The sequence below is a fragment of the Alistipes sp. An31A genome, assembly GCF_002159425.1.
In the GTDB taxonomy this organism is placed as follows: domain Bacteria; phylum Bacteroidota; class Bacteroidia; order Bacteroidales; family Rikenellaceae; genus Alistipes; species Alistipes excrementigallinarum.
Genome location: NZ_NFIO01000004.1, coordinates 170803 through 192184, shown reverse-complemented (window position 1 = coordinate 192184; position 21382 = coordinate 170803). Strand labels below are relative to the sequence as shown.

14 protein-coding genes, 1 other RNA gene and 1 pseudogene are annotated in these 21382 nt (G+C 62.5%); 10 read left to right on the top strand and 6 right to left on the bottom strand.

Annotated features, from left to right (window positions below; genetic code table 11):
- Positions 1 to 272 precede the first annotated feature (272 nt).
- The 4 genes from B5F90_RS05860 to B5F90_RS05845 all read left to right on the top strand — a co-directional run bounded on the left by B5F90_RS05860 (position 273) and on the right by B5F90_RS05845 (position 6267).
- Positions 273 to 3020 (top strand): substrate-binding domain-containing protein, encoded by a 2748-nt coding sequence (locus B5F90_RS05860; RefSeq protein WP_087361863.1) that lies wholly within the window; start codon positions 273 to 275, stop codon positions 3018 to 3020.
- 245 nt (positions 3021 to 3265) lie between these two features.
- Positions 3266 to 3847: a cyclic nucleotide-binding domain-containing protein gene (locus B5F90_RS05855; RefSeq protein WP_087361862.1), complete on the top strand. Its 582-nt coding sequence runs from the start codon at positions 3266 to 3268 to the stop codon at positions 3845 to 3847.
- A gap of 72 nt (positions 3848 to 3919) precedes the next feature.
- Positions 3920 to 5065, top strand: a complete 1146-nt coding sequence (locus B5F90_RS05850) for an acyltransferase (RefSeq protein ID WP_087361861.1) — start codon at positions 3920 to 3922, stop codon at positions 5063 to 5065.
- Positions 5066 to 5358: 293 nt separating this feature from the next.
- Positions 5359 to 6267: a cysteine synthase family protein gene (locus tag B5F90_RS05845; protein ID WP_087361860.1), complete on the top strand. Its 909-nt coding sequence runs from the start codon at positions 5359 to 5361 to the stop codon at positions 6265 to 6267.
- A 224-nt stretch (positions 6268 to 6491) separates the two neighbouring features.
- On the opposite strand, the gene udk is transcribed toward B5F90_RS05845, so the two are convergent.
- The 3 genes from udk to B5F90_RS05830 form a co-directional block, all read right to left on the bottom strand.
- Complete coding sequence (udk, locus tag B5F90_RS05840) at positions 6492 to 7112, bottom strand: uridine kinase (protein WP_087361859.1); 621 nt, start codon at positions 7110 to 7112, stop codon at positions 6492 to 6494.
- A gap of 82 nt (positions 7113 to 7194) precedes the next feature.
- Positions 7195 to 9150, bottom strand: coding sequence for a DNA topoisomerase (ATP-hydrolyzing) subunit B (gyrB, locus tag B5F90_RS05835; RefSeq protein ID WP_087361858.1), 1956 nt, complete (start codon positions 9148 to 9150; stop codon positions 7195 to 7197).
- Positions 9151 to 9606: 456 nt separating this feature from the next.
- Complete coding sequence (locus B5F90_RS05830) at positions 9607 to 10341, bottom strand: ATP-binding cassette domain-containing protein (protein WP_087361857.1); 735 nt, start codon at positions 10339 to 10341, stop codon at positions 9607 to 9609.
- Positions 10342 to 10498: 157 nt separating this feature from the next.
- Between B5F90_RS05830 and ssrA the strand changes: the two genes are divergently transcribed.
- Positions 10499 to 10902: a transfer-messenger RNA gene (ssrA, locus tag B5F90_RS05825) on the top strand.
- Positions 10903 to 10983: 81 nt separating this feature from the next.
- On the opposite strand, the gene B5F90_RS05820 is transcribed toward ssrA, so the two are convergent.
- Positions 10984 to 13185, bottom strand: a complete 2202-nt coding sequence (locus B5F90_RS05820; protein ID WP_087361856.1) for a DUF4838 domain-containing protein — start codon at positions 13183 to 13185, stop codon at positions 10984 to 10986.
- 212 nt (positions 13186 to 13397) lie between these two features.
- Between B5F90_RS05820 and purT the strand changes: the two genes are divergently transcribed.
- Positions 13398 to 14573 (top strand): formate-dependent phosphoribosylglycinamide formyltransferase, encoded by a 1176-nt coding sequence (purT, locus tag B5F90_RS05815; protein WP_087361855.1) that lies wholly within the window; start codon positions 13398 to 13400, stop codon positions 14571 to 14573.
- A gap of 358 nt (positions 14574 to 14931) precedes the next feature.
- On the top strand, positions 14932 to 16119 hold the full coding sequence (locus B5F90_RS05810) for an aminotransferase class I/II-fold pyridoxal phosphate-dependent enzyme (RefSeq protein ID WP_087361854.1): 1188 nt from the start codon (positions 14932 to 14934) through the stop codon (positions 16117 to 16119).
- A 270-nt stretch (positions 16120 to 16389) separates the two neighbouring features.
- Here the strand turns inward: B5F90_RS05810 and B5F90_RS10980 are convergent, their stop codons facing one another.
- Positions 16390 to 16566: a hypothetical protein gene (locus B5F90_RS10980; RefSeq protein WP_162607759.1), complete on the bottom strand. Its 177-nt coding sequence runs from the start codon at positions 16564 to 16566 to the stop codon at positions 16390 to 16392.
- Position 16567: 1 nt separating this feature from the next.
- Positions 16568 to 19204 (bottom strand): ferrous iron transport protein B, encoded by a 2637-nt coding sequence (gene feoB / locus B5F90_RS05805; RefSeq protein WP_087361853.1) that lies wholly within the window; start codon positions 19202 to 19204, stop codon positions 16568 to 16570.
- Positions 19205 to 19447: 243 nt separating this feature from the next.
- Between feoB and B5F90_RS11270 the strand changes: the two are divergent.
- The 3 genes and pseudogenes from B5F90_RS11270 to B5F90_RS05790 all read left to right on the top strand — a co-directional run.
- Positions 19448 to 19777 (top strand): annotated as a pseudogene (locus B5F90_RS11270) (CidA/LrgA family protein); the annotation flags it as partial.
- 231 nt (positions 19778 to 20008) lie between these two features.
- Positions 20009 to 20704: an LrgB family protein gene (locus tag B5F90_RS05795; protein ID WP_087361852.1), complete on the top strand. Its 696-nt coding sequence runs from the start codon at positions 20009 to 20011 to the stop codon at positions 20702 to 20704.
- A gap of 90 nt (positions 20705 to 20794) precedes the next feature.
- The gene (locus B5F90_RS05790; protein WP_087361851.1) at positions 20795 to 21235 is read left to right on the top strand and encodes a peptidylprolyl isomerase; all 441 of its coding nucleotides are present in this window, start codon (positions 20795 to 20797) and stop codon (positions 21233 to 21235) included.
- Positions 21236 to 21382 lie beyond the last annotated feature (147 nt).

Genomic DNA, 21382 nt, shown 5'->3' with positions numbered 1-21382 from the left:
GGCGGCGTCAGCTCCCGCTGCATGACCACAGACGGGCTCTTGTCGATGTTCATCTCCACTGCGTATGAGTTCTTCGGTTGGTATCCCGCACGGCCATCTCCGGAACTCCGGAGAGGCGCATACGGTATTGCAAAGTTAGCAACGAACCGGTTCCGAAGCTATAAAATATCGTGCATTGTCTGTCAAAATTGTGGCGCGGAGCGTTTTTTTATGATTACATCCGCATTTTGGGCGAAGAATATGAATTAAATTTGGGACGCCAAAACGAACCTATGCACAGAATCCTTCCTCTCGCTCTATGCCTGCTGCTCTTGTCGGGGCTCTCCGGATGCCATCGGGACAAAGTCTACAGAATCGGCATCTCGCAATGCAGCCAGGACGACTGGCGCACGAAGATGAACGACGAAATCAATCGTGAAATCATGCTTCACAAGGATGCCGTGGTGGAGATTCGTTTGGCCGACGACAGCAGCGCCAGACAAATCGACGACATCCGCTACTTTGTCCAAAACGGCTTCGACATCCTCATCGTGTCGCCCAACGAGGCGGCGGCCCTGACGCCCGTCATCGACGAGGTATACAAAGCGGGGATTCCCGTCGTCATCTTCGACCGCAACATCAACAGCCGCAGCTATACGGCGCGCATCGGCGCGGACGACGAGGGGACCGGGCGCGCCGCGGCCCGCTACGCCATGCACCTGCTCGGGGGTAAGGCCCGCGCCATCGAGATATCCGGACTGAGGGGCTCCACGCCGGCCGCGGCGCGCCATCGGGGATTCGTCCGCGAGCTCGAATCGGCCGGCGGCACGCTGCTGGCCAGCGCCCCGGGCAACTGGAACAAGGAGGATGCCGTCCCCGTCGTGGACTCCCTGCTAAGCATCCATCCCGAAACGAACCTCATCTATGCCCACAACGACCGCATGGCCATCGGGGCGTCGGAGGTTGCCCGCCGCCTCGGACGCGACGACATAAAGATAATAGGTATTGACGCCGCCCCCGACATCGGCATCCGGGCGGTGGCCGACGGCATCATCGATGCGACGTTCCTCTATCCCACGGAGGGGCACCGCCTCGTCCGCACGGCGCTCGCCATTCTGAAGCACGAGCCCTATGAGCGGGAGACCATCCTGCCCGTCTCGTCAGCCGTGGACCGGAGCAACGCCGACATCCTGCTGCGGCAGAACGAGATGCTTAAGGAGGAGACCCGCAAAATCGAACTGCTCAAGACCCGGATTGACCTCTTCCAGGCCGAATACTCCGCCCAGAAGTCGCTCTTATACGCCGGCATCGCCATCATCCTGCTGCTCTGCGGCGTCGGATTCCTCCTGCTGAGAGCCTGGTGGCAGCACAGCCGCCACCAGAAGGAGCTCATGCAGCAGAACCGCCTTCTGGAGGAGGAGCGCGACAAGCAAAAGCGGCTCAACGAACAGCTCGAGAACGCCACCCAGTCCAAACTGATGTTCTTCACCAACGTGTCGCACGACCTGCGCACGCCGCTGACGCTCATCTCGGAGCCCGTTGCGCAGCTCGCCGCGGCCGACAACCTCACCCCGCAGCAGCACACCCTCATGAAGATTGCGGAGAAGAACGTGCGGATACTCCGCCGCCTGATTGACCAGATACTCGACTTCCGCAAATACGAAAACGGCAAGCTGGAGGTCCATCGCTTGGAGGTGGACTTCAACCAATGCATCCGCGAATGGATGGAGTCGTTCCATGCGGTTGCCTGCAAGCGGGGCATCAAACTGGAGCTGGAGGCCCCCGCAGCCGGGCAGTCCCTTCCGCTGGCCGTCGACGTGGAGAAAATCGAGCGCGTATTCTTCAATCTGCTCTCCAACGCGCTGAAATATACGCCCCGCAACGGCTCCATCACCGTCCGCTGCCGCTGCGATGCCCGGCAGCTGACCTTCGAGGTCGCCGACACGGGCGAGGGTATCAGCGAGCACGACATCGGCAACATCTTCGACCGGTTCTACCAGGCCGACCGCATCCACCCCCGCGGCTCGGGCATCGGTCTGTCGCTGGCCAAGGCCTTCGTGGAGCTCCACGGAGGCACCATCTCGGTCGAGAGCCAGCTGCACAAGGGAGCCCGCTTCACGGTGACGCTCCCCGTCCGTCACGTCGCCCCGGCCACCACGGAGACCGGAGCGGAAGACGTTGACTCGGCGACAGGGCAGCACAACGTCGAGGCCGAGTTCGAGACGATTGACGACCACACCTCCTTCGACGCCGACAAGCCCATCATCCTCGTCATCGACGACAACCGGGACATCCGGCTGCTCATCAAGGAGCTGATGAGCGCCGACTACAACATCCTCACGGCATCGAACGGCCGGGAGGGGGTGCGGCTGGCGGCCAGATACGTGCCCGACCTGGTCATCTGCGACGTCATGATGCCGGTCATGGATGGACTGGAGTGCTGCCGGCGCATCAAGAACGTGCTTTCGACCTCGCACATCCCGGTTCTGATGCTGACGGCCTGCTCGATGGACGAACAGCGGGCACAGGGATACGACAGCGGAGCCGACGGCTATCTTTCCAAGCCGTTCAGCAGCGCCGTGCTGAAGTCCCGCTGCGCGAGCCTCATCGCCAACCGGAAACGAATCCGTGAGCTGTGGAGCTCCTCCCTCCCGGCTGGCGGCCGGAAGCAGGAGCGCCCGACGCCCGGTCCGAATGCCCCGGCCGGGGACCCGGACAACGAATTCTACAACCGCTTCCTCGCCCTGTTCCAGGAGGAGATGGGCAATGCCAACCTGAGCATCGACTCGATTGCCGCCAGGATGGGGCTCGAACGCTCGCAGTTCTACCGCAAAATCAAGTCGCTCACCAACTACGCCCCCGTGGAGCTAATCCGTCTGCTGCGCCTGCAGCGGGGCCGCACGCTCCTCACCACCACGGACAAGAGCATCAGCGAGATTGCCTACGAAACGGGCTTCTCCGCTCCATCCTATTTCACGAAATGCTACCGCGACGTCTACGGGGAGACTCCGACCGACGTCCGCAACAGAGTGGCAAAATAGAGCGCCCGGCCGCATCGCCCGCGCTGAAACGCACCTCCCGCCCGGCGAGGTGCGTTTTCGCATTACGCCCTCTCCGCAGGGCGCAGGCCGAGTTCCCTGCGCGCTTCGGACACCGACTCCCGTCCCTTCTCCCGACAGCGCCGCGCCACGACGCAGCTGCGCCGTCCGCACGACGCAGGGATTTGGCTTTTCCGGCGGAATTCGGTACCTTTGTACAGCCGCGCAACCGCGGCCCGCCTCCCGACATGTACTTCATCGACGCCATACGCATGCTCTGCCCGCTCTCCGCCGAGAGCGAACGCCGCCTTGTCGAGGTCACGACCCCCTGCCGCTTCCCGAAGCGCTACCAGCTGGTCCGCGACGGGGAGTTCTGCCATTCGGCCTACTTCCTCGAGCAGGGGATGACCCGCTCGTTCTGGGTCGTCGACGGCGAGGAGGTTACCACCTCCTTCTCGAGCGAGGGCGGAATCGTCTTCAGCATGGACGAGCTCTACTACGGCCGGCGCAGCGAGGAGGTGGTCGAGACACTCGAGGAGACCTCCGCGCGACGGATTGCACTCGACGACCTGCGCACACTCTTCCGCACGAACCTCGAACTGGCCAACTGGGGGCTCATCATCCACCAGAACGAGTACCGGCGGCTCCACCGCTCCCACAAGGAGCGCCTCACGCTCCCGGCCGAGGAGCGCTACGAAGCCTTCTGCCGGCAGTTTCCCGACGTTTGCAGACGGGCCCAGCTGGGCTACATCGCCTCCTACCTGGGCATCTCGCTCTCGACGCTGAGCCGGCTGCGGGCAAAAAAGGCGAAGCGCGGTGCAGGAATTTGACGCAGCGCAAATTTTATTCACCCGCCGCTCCTTAACTTTGCAGCGTCACTGAACTCCGAAAACGACCGCACCATGCTCACCCCCCATACGGCATTCTCCGATTCGAAACCCCACTACGAACTGCTGGACGGCCTGCGCGGCGTCGCCGCTCTGCTGGTGGTCTGGTACCACCTCTTCGAGGCCTTCGCCACCAGCCCCGTCGACCAGCGCTTCAACCACGGCTATCTGGCCGTCGACTTCTTCTTCCTCCTTTCGGGATTCGTGATTGGCTACGCCTACGACGAGCGGTGGGGCCGCGGGCTGCGCATGCGCGACTTCATCAAGCGGCGCCTCATCCGCCTCCACCCGATGGTCGTCCTGGGGGCGCTGCTGGGTGCCGCAGCCTTTTTCGTGCAGGGAAGCGTGCGTTGGAACGGCGAGCCGGTCTCGACCGGCATGGTGCTTGCGGCACTGCTCTGCGGCCTGCTGCTCATCCCCGCATGGCCCGGCGCCGGGCACGAGGTGCGCGGCAACGGCGAGATGTATCCGCTCAACGGCCCCAGCTGGTCGCTCTTCTTTGAGTATCTGGGCAACCTGCTCTACATGCTGCTGCTCCGGCGGCTGCCGACGCGCTGGCTGACGTTGCTCGTCGCCCTCACGGGTGCGGCGCTGGCGGCCTTTGCCATCGGCGACCTGTCGGGATACGGCCATCTGGGGGTAGGGTGGACACTCGCCGGCAGCAACTTCCCGGGCGGAATGCTGCGGCTGCTCTTCGCCTTCCCCGCCGGACTGCTCCTCGCACGGCGCTTCCGCCCGGTGCGCATCCGCGGCGCCTTCTGGCTCTGCAGCCTCTCGCTGGCCGTGCTGCTCGCCATGCCCTATGTCGGCTCGGAGCAGAACCACCTCTTCAACGGCCTCTACGACACGCTCAGCACGCTGCTGCTCTTCCCGCTGCTGCTCTGGCTCGGCGCCTCGGGCCATGCCACGGATGCGGCAACGGCCCGCATCTGCGGCTTTCTGGGCGACATCTCCTATCCGCTCTACATGGTACACTATCCCTCGATGTACCTCTTCTACGCCTGGGTATGGAACCACGGATACACCTTCTCCGAGGTGTGGCCCGTCGCCGCAGCGCTCTTTGCGGGCAACATCCTGCTGGCGTGGTTCGTGCTGAAAATCTACGACGAACCGCTGCGTCGCCTCCTCACGGCTCGCTTCCTCCGGCCGCGCCGGCAGTAGCCCCCCCCGAAATTTTCGCCCTTGGGATTTGCTTTTTTTCGTTTCGTTTTCTATTTTTGTCCGCTGAATTGCCTTTCGGCATTCATCGAGACTATGAGGAGCCAGAAACAACAGATTGCAACCATGAACCTCCGGATGCGTTCCGCATACGCCGGCGGGTGCATCGCGGCTTGTTGTTGCTGTTGCTGTTGTTAAAGCTCATCCCGAAGGAGCGGGCTTAAGGCCCGTCCATGCGGCTCCTCTTTTTTCCGCTTTTTACATAATCAAGGTTTTACCCAAACTCATCGTATCCAATGGTGAAGAATAACATTCTGGAAACCATCGGCAATACGCCGATGGTACGCATCAACCGGCTGAACAGCAAACCCAACGTCGAAATATGGGCCAAACTCGAAGGATTCAACCCCACGGGCAGCATCAAGGACCGCATCGCGCTCCAGATGATTGAGCAGGCCGAACGCGAAGGGCGCCTCCGCCCGGGGCAGACCATCATCGAGCCAACATCGGGCAATACGGGCATCGGACTGGCCGTCATCGGCATCGTCAAAGGCTATCCCGTCGAAATCGTGATGAGCCGCGCCGTCTCGGTCGAACGGCGGAAAATCATCCGCTCCTACGGGGCGAAGGTCACCCTGACCCCGGCCGAGGAGGGGACCGACGGAGCCATTCGTCTGGCCCGGCGGCTGGTTGCCGAGCATCCCGGCAAGTACTTCATGCCCGACCAGTTCAGCAACGCGCAGAACTACCAGGCGCACTACGAGAAGACGGCCGCCGAAATCTGGGAGCAGACCGAAGGGCGCATCGACTACTTCGTCAGCGCACTCGGTACCTCGGGCACCATCATGGGAATTTCCCGCTTTCTGAAGGCTCACAACCCCAACATCCGCGTTGTCTCGGCCCATCCCGTCCGCGGCCACTACATCCAGGGGCTGAAGAACATGGAGGAGGCCATCGTACCGGCCATCTACGACCCCTCGCGCATCGACCTGCAGGTTATGGTCGAGAGCGAGGAGGCCATTGCCATGGCGCGTCAGATTATCGCCCGCGAGGGGATTTTCGCCGGCATGAGCAGCGGCGCCGCCATGATTGCGGCCCTGCACATCGCCGAGCGGATTGACCACGGCAACATCGTCGTCATCTTCCCCGACCGGGCCGAGAAGTACCTCAGCACCACCATGTTCGCCGACCTTGCGGAGGATTAGCGCCGGAAAGTCCTGCGGCATCGCCGGCCGGGCACCCTGTCATCCGGCAACGGTCACTGTGCCACAGCCGCCGGACACGGCCCGCCGGAAAGCTGAGGCCTCCGGCAGCCGCAAAAACGCCCGAAGGGCGGGACCCCAATGGGTCCCGCCCTTCGGCCTGTTTCGGTATCACCAGAACGCATCGCCCGCGACCGGCGGAGCGCCTCCGGCACACCATCTTCCCGTCACTTGTTCTCTATCAGCGAGCGGATGTTCTGGATAAGCATCGACACGGCTACCGAGTTGAAGCCGCCCTCGGGAATGATGACGTCGGCATACTTCTTCGACGGCTCGACAAACTCCTCGTGCATGGGCTTGACCGTCGTCGTATACTGCGTGATGACCGACTGCATCGTCCGGCCCCGTTCGCAGACGTCGCGCAGGATGCGGCGCGCCAGCCGGATGTCGGCGTCGGTATCGACATAGACCTTGATGTCCATCAGGTCACGCAGCTCCTTGTTCTCGAAAATCAGAATGCCGTCGACGATAATCACGCGCGAAGGCTTGACGCAGACCGTCTCCGAGGTACGGTCATGCTCGACGAACGAATAGACCGGATGCTCGATGGGCACGTTGTCCTTCAGCGCCTTGATGTGTTCGACCAGCATCTGCGTATCGAACGCCTGGGGGTGGTCGTAGTTGAGCTTCGTGCGCTCCTCGTAGGTCAATTCGGGATGCGCCTTGTAGTAGTAGTCGTGGCACAGCGTGGCGACGTCGTCACCCTGAAAGGCCTCCTGCAGACGCTTGACGAGCGTCGACTTTCCCGAACCGGTTCCTCCGGCCACTCCGATAACGGTAACTTCCATACGGTCAGTTTTTAGGAGTTTTTATCTAAAGAAAAGGATTGCCGCCGCTGAGGGAGACAATCCTTTTCATTGCATACCTGCATCACGCGTCGATGTTGGCGTAATGGGCGTTCTTTTCGATGAATTCGCGGCGGGGCGGCACGTCGTCACCCATGAGCATCGAGAAGATGCGGTCGGCCTCGGCGGCATTCTCGATGTTGACCTGACGCAGGATGCGCGTGTCGGGGTTCATCGTCGTCTCCCACAGCTGGTGGGCATTCATCTCACCCAGACCTTTGTAGCGCTGCACGTGGGCACCCTTGCCGAACTCGGCCGTGATGGTGTCGCGCTCCTTCTCGGTCCAGCAGTAACGCTCCTGCTTGCCCTTCTTGACCAGGTAGAGGGGCGGGGTGGCGATGTAGACGTGGCCGTTCTCGATGAGCTCCTTCATTTTGCGGAAGAAGAAGGTCAGCATCAGCGTGGCGATGTGGCTGCCGTCGACATCGGCATCGGTCATGATGATAATCTTGTCGTAGCGGAGCTTCTCGAGGTTGAGGGCCTTCGAGTCCTCCTCCGTGCCGATGGTCACGCCCAGCGCCGTGAACATGTTCTTGATTTCCTCGTTGTCCCACATCTTGTGCTCCTGCGCCTTCTCGACGTTGAGAATCTTACCGCGCAGCGGCATGATGGCCTGGTAGTTGCGGTCGCGGCCCGACTTGGCCGTACCGCCTGCCGAGTCACCCTCGACGAAGAAGATTTCGGCAATCGAGCGGTCGCGGCTCGTGCAGTCGGCCAGCTTGCCCGGCAGTCCGACACCCGACAGCGGGGTCTTGCGCTGCACCGCCTCACGGGCCTTGCGGGCCGCATGGCGGGCCTGAGCCGCCAGAATCACCTTCTGCACGATGGCCTTGGCATCCTTGGGATTCTCCTCCAGATAGTGGGCCAGGGCGGCCGACATCGCCTGGTCGACGGCTGCGGCCACCTCGTCGTTGCCGAGCTTGGTCTTGGTCTGACCTTCGAACTGCGGCTCGGCCACCTTGACCGATACCACCGCCGTCAGACCCTCGCGGAAGTCGTCGCCGTTGATGTCGAACTTCAGCTTGGCGAGCATGCCCGAGTCGTCGGCATACTTCTTCAGCGTGCGGGTCAGCGCACGGCGGAAGCCCGTCAGGTGGGTACCGCCCTCAATCGTATTGATGTTGTTGACGTACGAATGCACGTTCTCCGAGAAGGAGTCGTTGTACTGCATGGCCACCTCGACCGGCACGCCGTTCTTCTCGGTATCGAGGTAGATAATCGAGGTAATCGGCTCGCCGCGCGTGGCGTCGAGGTAGCGCACGAACTCCTTGAGGCCCTCCTCCGAGTAGAAGCGCTCGCAGAGGAAGTTGCCCTCCTCGTCCTTCTGACGCTTGTCGGTCAGCGTGAGGTGGATTCCCTTGTTCAGGAAGGCCAGCTCGCGCAGGCGGTTGGCCAGAATGTCGTATTTGTACTCGGTCGTATGGGTGAAGATGCTCGCGTCGGGCTTGAAGGTGATGATGGTACCGCGGTCGGTGCAGGTGCCCACAATCTCAACCTCGGAGGTGGGGGTACCCTTGCTGTATGTCTGACGGAAAATCTTGCCGTCGCGGTGAATCTCGGCGATGAGCAGCGTCGAAAGCGCGTTGACGCACGAAACGCCCACACCATGGAGACCGCCCGAGACCTTGTAGCTGCCCTTGTCGAACTTGCCGCCGGCATGCAGCACGGTCAGCACGACCTCGAGTGCCGATTTGCCCTCCTTTTCGTGGAAGTCGGTCGGGATACCGCGGCCATTGTCGCGCACCGTAATGGAGTTGTCCTCGTTGATGGTCACTTCGATATGGGTGCAGAAGCCCGCCAGCGCCTCGTCAATCGAGTTGTCCACGACCTCGTACACCAGATGGTGAAGACCCTTCTCTCCGATATCGCCGATGTACATGGCCGGACGCTTGCGCACGGCCTCCAACCCCTCCAGGACCTGAATATTCGAAGCGGAATACTCTTCGGTCTGCTTCTTTACGTTTTCTTGTTCAGTACTCATTTGTCGCGTTTGAAATATCGTACAAATGTACGAAAAATTTCCGGAGTTTCAAACACTCCGGCCGGGGCATTATGCCGTTTTTACGGGGAAAATCATACAAAGGGAGGATTGCGCCGGAAGCATCCGATCGAGGGGTCCGCCGTATCCCGCACCGGCCCGAAAAGAGCACGGCGGGCGACACGCAGCCCCGCCGCCCCGAAGAGCGGAGGCCACGCCGCCGGCACACCCCGGGAGCGCCAACCGATACCGCATGCGCCCCCGCATCCGACCGCGGCTCCCGGTTCCTGGAAAGCATCCGTTCCAGTCCACGGGCGGCACTCGTCCGTGCCCCGGGCATTACAGCATCCGTTCCGCAAGCCGGCGTCCGACACCGCCGGTCCGTACATCCGCCGCAAAAGAAAAAGGCGTCCCGGGACCCCGCGACGCCGTGCACTCCGCCAAGCACTCCGCCGAATGCTAACCGAGCTCCGAGAGCAGGTCCACCTCGCGGATGTGCCCCTTGGCAAAGAGGAGCGCGCGGGCAGGGTAGTTCTCGATGAGCGCGGTGTTATGCGTCGACATCACCACGGCGCAGCCCCGCGCGGCAATGTCGCGGAAGAGCTGCATGATGCCCTCGGCCGTCACCGGGTCGAGGTTTCCCGTCGGCTCGTCGGCCAGCAGCACCTTGGGGTCGTTGAGCAGGGCGCGACCGATGACCAGGCGCTGCTGCTCGCCGCCCGAGAGCTCGAAGGGCATCTTGTAGGCCTTCGACTCGAGGTGGACAATCTTCAGAATCTTGTCAATCCGCTGGCGAATCGCGCTCTCCTCCTTCCAGCCCGTCGCCTTCATCACGTAATAGAGGTTCATGAAGACGTTGCGGTCGGTCAGCAGCTGGTAGTCCTGGAAGACGATGCCGATTTTGCGGCGCAGGTAGGGGATATCCCTGCGTCGGAGCCGGCGCAGGTCGAATCCGGCCACATAGCCCTCACCCGTGAGCAGCGGCACCTCGGCGTAGAGCGTCTTGAGCAGCGTGCTCTTGCCGCTGCCCACGCGCCCGAGCAGATAGACGAACTCGCCCTCGGCGACGGTGAAGCTCACCTCCGAAAGCACCATTTCGCCCTCGCGGAGCTGTTTGGCCTCCGACCTGCGTCCGAAAGAGGCATCGGCGTGGTAGATTGCCGCATTCTCGAGTTTTACTACGTAATCGCTCATATCTGGTTATTGCCGGATTTTCTGCCAAAGGTACGCAAAAATCCCGATTATTCCGCCCCCGGCGGGCCATTTTGCACGCCGCGCTTTTGTATTTTCCCGAAAAGAGTTATCTTTGCCTCCGGTTTCCATGAGGACTCGTCCCGTGCGGAACAAATCCGGGGGTGCCCGGTTTTGACAGCAGGCAGAGTCGGATTGTAAGCACGTCGAGCGCTGTGTGGCGGCTCGTAAATCCCGACACTCGACAATCAAATGGCAATAACAGCTATGCACTCGCTGCCTAATTTTCAAGGAAAATTAGCTTAATCGCCGGGTCCAAGGCGGCTTGGCGACGAGTATCCCGGGCGACTGTTCCGCTCCTTAACGGTTGTCCATATGGGGTATCATCAATTTGGAGATAGTGCGACGGAGGGTTCCGGCCGGCGTGCGAAATCAAAGGAACTGGGCTTGGGGTTAGGTTGCCGCCTGCCAGACCCCGGGAGAAGGACCAAACGGCGGATAAGCGTGTAGAAAGCTTTCGGGCTCCTTGTTTGGACGCGGGTTCGACTCCCGCCACCTCCACAAAACGACGAATCGCACCGGTCTTGTTATCAGACCGGTGCGATTCATTTTATCAAGCTCCGGAAGAGCTCCGCCCGTCCGTCATCAGAAGACCGATACCTCGTCGATGAAGAACCAGCAGGGGCAGCCCACGCCGTAGTGCCACGACGGGCAGATTTTGGTCCCCTCGACCGACACCCTGATGTAGCGGGCGCGGACCGGCTGGGGCGACTCGACCCGCGCCGGCACGAACTTCACCTGCACGGACTGGTCCTCGGGAAACTCCACGCGGCCGAACTCCCTCCACGTCTCGTCATCCGACGAGAGGGCGTAGGTGACCGATTTGGGCAGCAGCACCCACTGTCCCAGCTGGTGGAGGAAATCCGACTCGACAGAGGTGAACTCCTTCTCCTCGCCCAGGTCGACGATGAAGGCGGCATCGCAGCCTTCCCAGCCCGTCCAGCTCTCGACGAAGGAGGCCCCGCCGAAGAGGCCGTCGGTGAGCGTCCGCTCGCCGACCTCCCTGTAACGCGCCGCCGGCTCGTCGAGCCAGATGATGCGGGCGCCCAGCGCCTTGCTCTGCCGCTCCGAGGGGAGATAGCGTTCGCGGTAGAGCTTGCAGTAATCCAGCGGGCTGTTGTGCCGCTCGTTGAGCGTCTCGACACCGAACCCGGAGACGTAACGCTCGAAGGTGTCGAGCTCGCGCACTACCGCATCGACATCCTTTTCACGCTTCGTACGGGCAATCTCGAGGTCGGAATACATCAGCGGCAGGCGCGCCATCCGCACGCGAGCCAGCAGCATGGAGTCCCCGGCCACGGAGGACTCGGCCCGGTCGAAGAGCTCGTTGTAGCGCTTGCGCGAGGCGTCGTTGAGCATGCCGTCCTTGTGCGAGACGGGCGAATCGTAAATCCACAGCCGCTGTCCCGAAGCGAGCAGACCGCCTTCGAGCAGCTTCTCGTATTGGTAGATGTAGGGAGCCGCATCACCGTAGTATTCAGTCATGAAGCGGAGCATCAGCTCGTCGGTATCCTGGTCGGGATTCCACATCAGCTTGCTCACCACATAGGTACGCAGCTCCGAGAAGTCGCCGCCGTACGAACCGCCAATCTGCGAGAAGTGCATCGTCACGTGGTTGCGGCGGAAGAGCTCGATGTTGGGCTTGAGCACCGGGAAGTTGGGAAAGGGCGATACCATGTTGTCGAAGTTGATGCCGTAGTCCCAGACAAAGATGTTGTCCGAAATGGCCGACCACCCCTCGAGGGCGCGGACGAACTTCTGTCCCGACGCGTTGTCCGTCAGCGGCACCTCGCGGTCGCAGTCGATGTCACAGAGCATGATGTTAACGTTGGGCAGCGGCTTGACATGGAGCGGCGGCTCCATCGTGAAGAGGTAGGCCAGCGTCGAGAACTCCTTGTCGGGGAAGCGCTCGGCGAGCTTGTTCAGGAAGCGGATGTAGTTGCCCGAAGGCGCCCCCTCATACTGGTTCACCCGCTCGCACTCCTCGCAACGGCAGTAGGTGAAGTTGCTGTCGTTCTGGCTGATGGAGATGATGTTCATCCCCGGGTTGGCCTTGAAGACCGAATCCACCTTGGCCGCAACCAGCTCCAGCACCTCGGGGTTGGTCAGACACCACTGGCTGGCCTTTCCGGGCCGGCGCTCTCCGTTGATGAAGGAGTAGTATTCGGGATGCTCCCGGCCGTAGACCGAGGCGGGGAGCAGCTGGTTGAAGGTATGAACCCACATCCCTCCGGCAAAGATGTCGCGGGGCTCCTCCAGCCGCAGGAAGTCGCGGTAGGTCTCGTCCAGAGCCATGCCGTAGCCCTGGCTCTGGCGGTAGCGGAAGGCCGGATTCTCGAAGCAGTCCATCGCGGGCAGCTCGATGGTCGGTCTGCGGTCAATCGTATAGGTGTTCGCCGCCAGGTAATCTACACCGAGGTAGCGCTCGAGCAGCGTTACGACGCCGTAGAGCGCCCCCTTGTCGCCGCCCGACGAGACGTAGAGCACGCCGTCGCGGCTCTGCAGCCGGAAGCCGTCCTCCGTAAGCGACGTCGTGTCGCCCGCACCGATGACCACATCGCCGCGTCTGGGGGCGACTCCTTCGAGCAGCGGCAGCTCCGCACCGCTCGCTTCGCGCACGAAGCGCTGCAGCAGGGCGGCGGCACGCCGGTTGACGGACGACCCGTCGGCCGCGACAATCCGCGCGACAGGCTTTCCCTTGCGGGCGAGCGTCGTCTGAGCCGCCGCAGAGAGCGCTCCCGACAGCAGCACAGCCATCAGGAGCAGACAGGGTTTCAAAAAGCGCATGGCAGGGTAGTTTGAGTTTCTTTCCGGTTCAAAGATAAGAAATATCGTCCGAAGCGGCAAGCCCCCGGAACGAAAAAGAGCCGCCGCCGGACGTTTTCGGCAACTTGCGGCGCTGCGTTCGGTCCCGATGGCGGTATCCCGTGAAAAACCCTTCGCCACATTTGCCACCAAGCCCCCATTTCACTATCTTTGTCCCACCAAAATCTACGCCCATGACTAAGAAAATCCTGCTGCTCGGCTCCGGAGAGCTGGGCAAAGAGTTCGTAATCGCCACCCAGCGACTGGGCCAGCACATCATCGCCTGCGACTCCTACGCAGGGGCCCCCGCCATGCAGGTGGCCGACGAGTGCGAGGTCTTCAGCATGCTCGACGGCGACGCGCTGGCCGCCGCCGTGGCCAAGCACCAGCCCGACATCATCGTTCCCGAAATCGAGGCCATCCGCACCGAGCGCCTCTACGACTTCGAACGCCAGGGCATCCAGGTCGTACCGAGCGCCCGTGCCGTCAACTTCACGATGAACCGCAAGGCGATTCGCGACCTGGCAGCCAAGGAGCTCGGTCTGCGCACGGCCAAATACTTCTATGCCAAATCGCTGGACGAGTTATACGAAGCGGCGCATCAAATCGGATTTCCCTGCGTCGTCAAGCCGCTCATGTCCTCCTCGGGCAAGGGTCAGTCGGTCGTCCGCTCGGCCGAGGAGCTGCCGCACGCCTGGGAGTACGGCTGCGCCGGAAGCCGCGGCGATATCCGCGAGCTGATTGTCGAGGAGTTCATCCGCTTCGACAGCGAAATCACCCTTCTGACCGTCACCCAGCAGCAGGGGCCGACGCTCTTCTGCCCGCCCGTGGGCCACGTCCAGAAGAACGGCGACTACCGCGAAAGCTTCCAGTCGCCCGAAATCGCCCCCGAGCATCTGGCCGAGGCGCAGCGCATGGCCGCCAAGGTGACCGAGGCGCTGGGCGGCACCGGTCTGTGGGGTGTGGAGTTCTTCCTCAGCCACGAGCACGGCGTCTACTTCTCGGAGCTCTCGCCCCGACCTCATGACACGGGTATGGTAACGCTCGCCGGAACGCAGAATCTCAACGAGTTCGAGTTGCACGCCCGCGCCGTCCTCGGACTGCCCATCCCGGCCATCACCTTCGAGCGCATGGGTGCCAGCGCCGTGATTCTCGCCCCCGAAGTCGTCGGCAGCGGAGCTCCGCAGTACGACGGACTGAAGGAGGCGCTGGCCGACGACCCGGCCACCGACCTGCGGATTTTCGGCAAACCCACCATGCGCCCCGGCCGCCGCATGGGCGTCGTGGTGTGCCACGCCCCGCTGGGCAGCGACCTCGAGGAGCTGCGCAACCGCGCCAAGGCAGCTGCCGCAAAGGTCAAGGTACACTAACACATTCCTCTCAACGGCAGGGTAAAACCTGCCGTCGGTTCACCCGGAACGGATACTGCACGCAAGGCTCCGTTCCGGGCTTTTTTTGCGTCCTCCGAAGCGACGAGCCACGCCGCCGGAAGGGGAGCCCGCACCCCGGCTCCGACGGAAAGCCACATGCCGGGGACCGGCCAGCGCATGCACCCCGGCACCACACGGAAGCACCGTCCAGAGGCACCACAGGGGGCCGCCGAGTTCCTGCACCCCGCAACACCTACCACCGAAAAAACCGGCCGGCAACCCCTGCTCCCACGATTTCGCATTTCCCAAATTATTTCGTAAATTTGCCCCGACAAATCAAACATCATCTCTATCAACAATGGCAAAAGCAGTAAACATCGAACGTTCACACCGTCTGGACGGGATTGGAGAGTACTATTTTTCGCGTCGTCTGCGCGAAATTGCCGACATCGAGGCAGCCACCGGCCGCCAGATTGTCAAACTCGCAATGGGCAGCCCCGACCTGCCGCCCCATCAGTCGGTCATCGACCGTCTGGCCAAGGAGGCTCAGCGTCCCGACGTACACAAATACATGTCTTACAAGGGCGAACCCATTCTGCGCAAGGCTTTTGCCGACTGGTACAAGAAGTGGTACGGCGTGGAGTTCGACTACAACTCCGAGATTCTGCCCCTCATCGGTTCGAAGGAGGGTATCATGCACATCTGCATGACGTTCCTCAATCCGGGCGACAAGGTGCTGGTCCCCAACCCGGGCTATCCCACCTATTCGGCCGCCGTACGCCTTTCGGGCGGTGAGATGCTTCCCTATGCGCTCAACAAGCAGACCAACTTCTATCCCGACTTCGAGGCCATCGAACGTGCCGGTCTCGACGGCGTCAAGATGATGCTGGTCAACTACCCCAACATGCCGACGGGCCAGACGCCGACGCGCGAGCTCTTCGAGAAAATCATCGAGTTCGGTGCCAAGCACAACATCCTGATTGTACACGACAACCCCTACAGCTTCATCCGCAACAGCGACAAGCCGATGAGCATCATGTCGGTAGACGGTGCACGTGAAGTGGCGCTCGAGATGAACTCGCTCTCGAAGGGCCATTCGATGGCCGGCTGGCGCGTGGGCGTCATCCTGGGCCGCAAGGAGTGGATTGACTCGATTCTGACCTTCAAGAGCAACATGGACTCGGGCATGTTCTATCCGATTCAGGCCGCTGCCGACACGGCGCTGTCGCTCGGTGCCGACTGGTACAAGCAGCTCAACGACATCTACTACGGCCGCGAGAAGCAGGCCTACGCACTGCTCGATGCGCTGGGATGCACCTACCGCCCGCACCAGGCCGGACTCTTCGTCTGGGCCGAGCTTCCGGAGGATTACGAGGGCGACAGCTTTGCCTTCTCGGACGAGGTGATGGAGAAGTGCGACGTCTTCCTGACCCCCGGCGGTATCTTCGGTTCGGAGGGCAAGCGCTACATCCGCATCACGCTCTGCTGCCCCGAGGAGCTGCTCAAGCGTGCAACCGACAACGTAAAGGCCCGGCTTCACAAGTAGCCGCCAGCCCCATATATGAGAAGCGGACCGACCCCGACGGGTCGGTCCGCTTCTTTCATATCTGCTTCAGGCATTCACGCTTCGGCGCGGAGTGCCGCACAGAGGGAGAGTCATTCGGCCCGGGCTCCGCAACAAGGAGGCCATTCATCGGCAAAGCCACCACGCCGCGGCGAGAGCAGCATCGTAACAAGGGCACCAGCACCAGCATCGACAAGACAACCGTGCCGCAACGAGCGCTTCACGCCGCAATGAAACTCCCGTCCCGCTCCGCTACTTCGGCTCGCCGGGGCACCGGGCATCCTTGCCCTTGTTCCGCATTGGACACTCGCGGCTGCAGCTGCCGCACGCGGGCACACGCCTGCCGCGCAGCGTCTGCACAAGCCGCCAAACGACCACCGCCGCCAGTACCACTCCGAAGAGCCAGACGATGCCGTCCTGCCACGTCATGCTACAACCAGTTTATGAGGTGATAGACGACCCACGACACCAGCCAGGCCACCGCCGTGTTGTAGACCACCGACGTCAGCGCCCACTTCCAGCCCGCCTCCGAGGCGATGGCCGCAATGGTGGCGATGCAGGGGAAGTAGATGAGGATGAAGACCAGAAAGGCAATGACCGAAGCCGTGTTGAAATCGCCGCTCGCAAGCAGCCGCTTCGAAAGGCTGGCCATCTCGGCCTCCTCATCGTCCGACTCGGCCAGCTCGGCCGTGGCCGATGCCCGGCTTGCGGCAACCTCCTCCGAAGCGGTCGTTGCGGCAGAGGGCTCGTTCACCTGTACGGCGGCCGTTCCTGCCACAGGCTCCGAAGAGGACATTGCGGCTGCTTCGGCGGCAGGCTCCGATGCCGGAGCTGCGGTCGTTTCCGATGCCGGCTCAGTTACAGGAGTTGCTTCCGGCGCCGCACCGGCGGCAACCGACGTCTCAGCACCGGTTACGGGCGCCTCGGCATAGAGCACGCCGAGCGTGCTGACGACAATCTCCTTGGCCGCCACGCCCGAGAGCAGCGATACACCCGCCTTCCAGTTGAGACCCATCGGCGTAAAGGCCGGCTCGCAGGCCTTGCCAATCCGGCCCAGATAGGAGTTCTCATAATGTACGGAGGCCGGCACGGGCTCCTCGGTGCGCGGATAGTAGCTCAGCAGCCAGACGATGACCGACGCTATCAGAATCATGCCGCCCATCTTGCGGAGGTACTGCGCGCACTTGTCCCACATGTGGCGGAGCGTCGTCTTCCAGGTCGGCAGCCGGTAGGGTGGCAGCTCCATGACAAAGGGGGTTTCGTCCACCGGGAAGAAGAAGCGCCGAATCAGCCGTGCGGTGACGATGGCCAGCAGAATGCCCAGCACATAGAGGCAGAACATCACCAGCCCCGACCGGCCGGGGAAGAAGGTGCCGGCAAGAAGCAGGTAGATGGGTATTCGCGCGCTGCACGACATGAACGGAGTTATCATGATGGTTATCAGACGGCTGCTGCGGCTCTCGATGGTTCGCGTCGCCATGATGGCCGGCACGTTGCAGCCGAAGCCCATCACCAGCGGAATGAACGATTTTCCGTGCAGGCCGATGCGGTGCATGATGCGGTCCATGATGAAGGCCGCACGCGCCAGATAGCCCGAATCCTCCATGAAGGAGATGAACAGGTAGAGGATGACGATGTTCGGCAGGAAGACAATCACGCTGCCCACGCCGCCGATGACGCCGTCGACCAGCATGTCGCGGATGGGGCCGGCGGGCAGCAGGGCGTTGATGCCCTCGCCAATCCACCCGACGAGCGTCTCAATCCACCCCTGGGGGTAGGCGCCGAGGCTGAACGTGCACCAGAACATCAGCCACATGAGGAAGAAGAAGATGGGGAAGCCCCACAGCTTGTGGGTCACCAGCGTGTCGATGAGCGCCGTTGCGGAGCGTTCGGCCCCCTTGCCGGGGGTGAGCGTCTCCTTGAGCGCTCCGGAGATGAAGCCGTACTTCTGGTTGGCAATCGCCGTCTCGACATCCTCGCCCAGCGCCTCGGAGATGCGCTGCGCCTCGCGGTCGCGAATCTCCACCCACTTGGGGAAGCGTTCGCAGCCGCGCAGCCACTCCTCGACCTGGTGGTCGCCCTCGAGCATCTTCATCGCGTAGTAGCGCGGCGGGAAGGCCTTGGGCAGCTGGCTGCGGTATTCGTTCATGTCGCCGTGGAGCCGGCGGACGCTCTCCTCGACCACGGGACCCAGACCGATGTGGATGTGGCGCACCCGCTCGTCGCGGTTCTCGTAGACCGCAATCACGGTGTCGAGCAGCGTCTCGATGCCCTTGTGGTTGCGCGCCTCGACGGGAACCATCGGCACGCCGAGCATGCGGCCCAGACTGTCGTAATCGAGCGTGGCACCACTGGCATCCAGCTCGTCGTACATGTTGAGCGCCACTACGATGCGCGGGTTTATATCAATCAGTTCGGTAGTCAGATAGAGGTTGCGTTCGAGGTTCGAGGCCACCACCGCGTTGACAATCACGTCGGGGTTGTTCTTCTCGATGTGGCTGCGCACGTAGCGCTCCTCGGGCGTATAAGCCGAGAGGGCGTAGGTGCCCGGCAGGTCGGTCACCCCGAACGTATAGCCGCGGTAGGTGCAGCGCCCCCGCTTGGCATCGACCGTCACGCCGCTGTAGTTGCCCACATGCTCGTGACCGCCCGAGATGGCGTTGAACAGAGAGGTCTTGCCGCTGTTGGGGTTGCCCACCAGGGCGATTTCGATGTGGCGGCTGCGCTCGTGAATCACCCGCTCGACACTGCCCGTTTCGGGAAGCGCATCCCCCTTAGGGGCACGTCCCGACGCATCGTCAACCACCTGACGGGCCTGTTCGTCGGCCAACTGCTTTGCTTCGCTGTCGGAGAGCACCTCCACCATGTCGGCCTCGCTGCGCCGCAGCGAGATGTCGTAACCCATGACCTTGTATTCGATGGGGTCCTTCAGCGGTGCATTGAGCAGCACCTCGACGCGCTGCCCCCGCACGAAGCCCATCTCCATGATTCGGCGACGGAAGCCGCCGTGGCCGTGCACCTTGAGAATCGTTGCCGATTCGCCGGTCTTCAAATCCGATAGACGCATAGGTATTTTCGAGTTTTTGGACGTAAAGATACGAAATTTCCATGCGCTTATCAATCCCAAATGATAGGTATTCCGGGCCAAAAGGGGCCCGCGCAGGCAATTTTTCCCCTCTTGCGGCGCAATGTCACGGGGAAAGCCCTATATTTGCCGCGCCAAACCGGACGGGGAGCCGCTCCGGCAGGGCAAACGGCACGCCGGATGGGGTTTCACAAAGCCGCCGCTCCGCGCACAAAGCTCCGAATCATGACAGGACTCTTCTACATCCTCTTCTTCTGGCTGGTGGGCAACGTACTGAGCCGCCTGACCGGGAACATCGTATCGGGCAACATCATCGGCATGGTGCTGCTCTTCGCCTCGCTCTGCCTGCACTGGGTCAAGGCCGAGACCGTGCGGCCGGCAGCCCGTTTCCTGCTGGCCGGCATGGCGCTCTTCTTCGTCCCCTTCGGCGTGGGGCTGATGGACTCCTACCGGGTGATTCTCGACAATCTGTGGGCCGTGGTGGTCTCGGGCGTCGTCTCGACGGTCGCCGTGCTGCTCGTGGCCGGCAAGACCTTCCAGAGTCTCAACCGCCGCTACGGAGCCCCGCTGCCGCCCGTGGCCGAGCCCGAAGAGGAGATTCCGCCCCTGCCGGGCGAGGAGATGCCCGAAGAGGCGTCCGGAGAGACGGTCTCCGCAGCCGCCGGGTCCGGTGCTGAATCCAAAGCCGTCCGGCGAAGCGAGACGTCCGACGGACAGCACGATGCGGCAGCCCGATAGTTTTCCTCACCCAAACAACACGCAAACAGCAACATACACCTTCCCATCATGTGGTATGACATCATCGCTTCGGACCTTTTCCTGCTGACGCTCACCGTCGGCCTCTACTGCGTCGGGATGCGCCTCTACCGACGCGTCCACACGCCGCTGCTCCACCCCGTGCTGCTCACCTTCATCGCCGTCATCGTCTTTCTGCGCTGCACGGGCATCGACTACCCGCGCTATCAGGAGGCCACGAGCATCCTGAACTTCGTGCTGGGCATGTCGGTCGTCGCTCTGGGCTATCTGATGTACGAGCAAATCGACCAACTGCGCGGCCGGCTCACCCCGGTCATCATCTCGACGCTTGCCGGCTGCGTCGTGGGAGTGCTGAGCGTGGTCTACATCGCCATGGCATTCGGTGCCGAGCGGGCGATTGTCAACTCGCTGGCCCCCAAATCGGTCACCGTGCCCATCGCCGTCTCGGTGGCAGGCCCTCTGGGCGGCATCGCGACGGTCACCTCGGTGGTGGTCTTCTGCGTGGGCATCTTCGGCAGCATCTTCGGAGAGTGGATTCTCCGCCGGTGCGGCGTTACCGACCCCCAGGCCCGCGGCTTTGCGCTGGGCTCGGCGGCCCACGGCATCGGCACGGCGCGCGCCATCGAAATCGGAGCCGTCGAGGGGGCCCTCAGCGGTCTGGCCATGGCGCTGATGGGGCTGGCCACGGCACTGCTCACGCCGCTCATGGAGCACTACCTCTATTAAATAGGGAAGAGCGGGGTAGCGGCATCCATCCCGCCCCCGAAACGGAAAAACAGCCGGGACGCACGTCCCGCACCAATACACCCGACACACATGAAACAATACGCAGTCATTTCGACCGAGAAAGGGGTGATGAAGGCCGAACTCTACACCGAGGCGACACCCGGCACGGTGGCCAACTTCATCGACCTGGCCAACCACAACTTCTACGACGGGCTGACCTTCCACCGCGTCATCCCCGACTTCGTCATCCAGGGCGGATGCCCCCGCGGCGACGGAACGGGCGGCCCGGGCTACTGCATCAAGTGCGAGACCTCGGCCCCGCTCCAGTACCACGACCGGGGCGTGCTCTCGATGGCCCACGCCGGCCGCGATACGGGCGGCTCGCAGTTCTTCATCTGCCTCAATCGCGAAAATACGAAGCACCTCGACGGCATCCACACCTGCTTCGGCCGGGTGGTCGAGGGGCTCGACGTCATCGACGAAATCCGCCGCGGCGACCGGATTCTCTCCATCCGCATCGTCGAGGAGTAGCCCCCCGGTGAAGCCGCCGCACGCACAAAGGCGCGTCGCATGCTGCCGCATCCTCCCCCGCAGGGGAGTAACGGCGGTCGTGCGACGCGCCTTGCCGCACTTTCACCCCGAGGCATTTGGGAGTCTGGCGGATATGTCGTATATTTG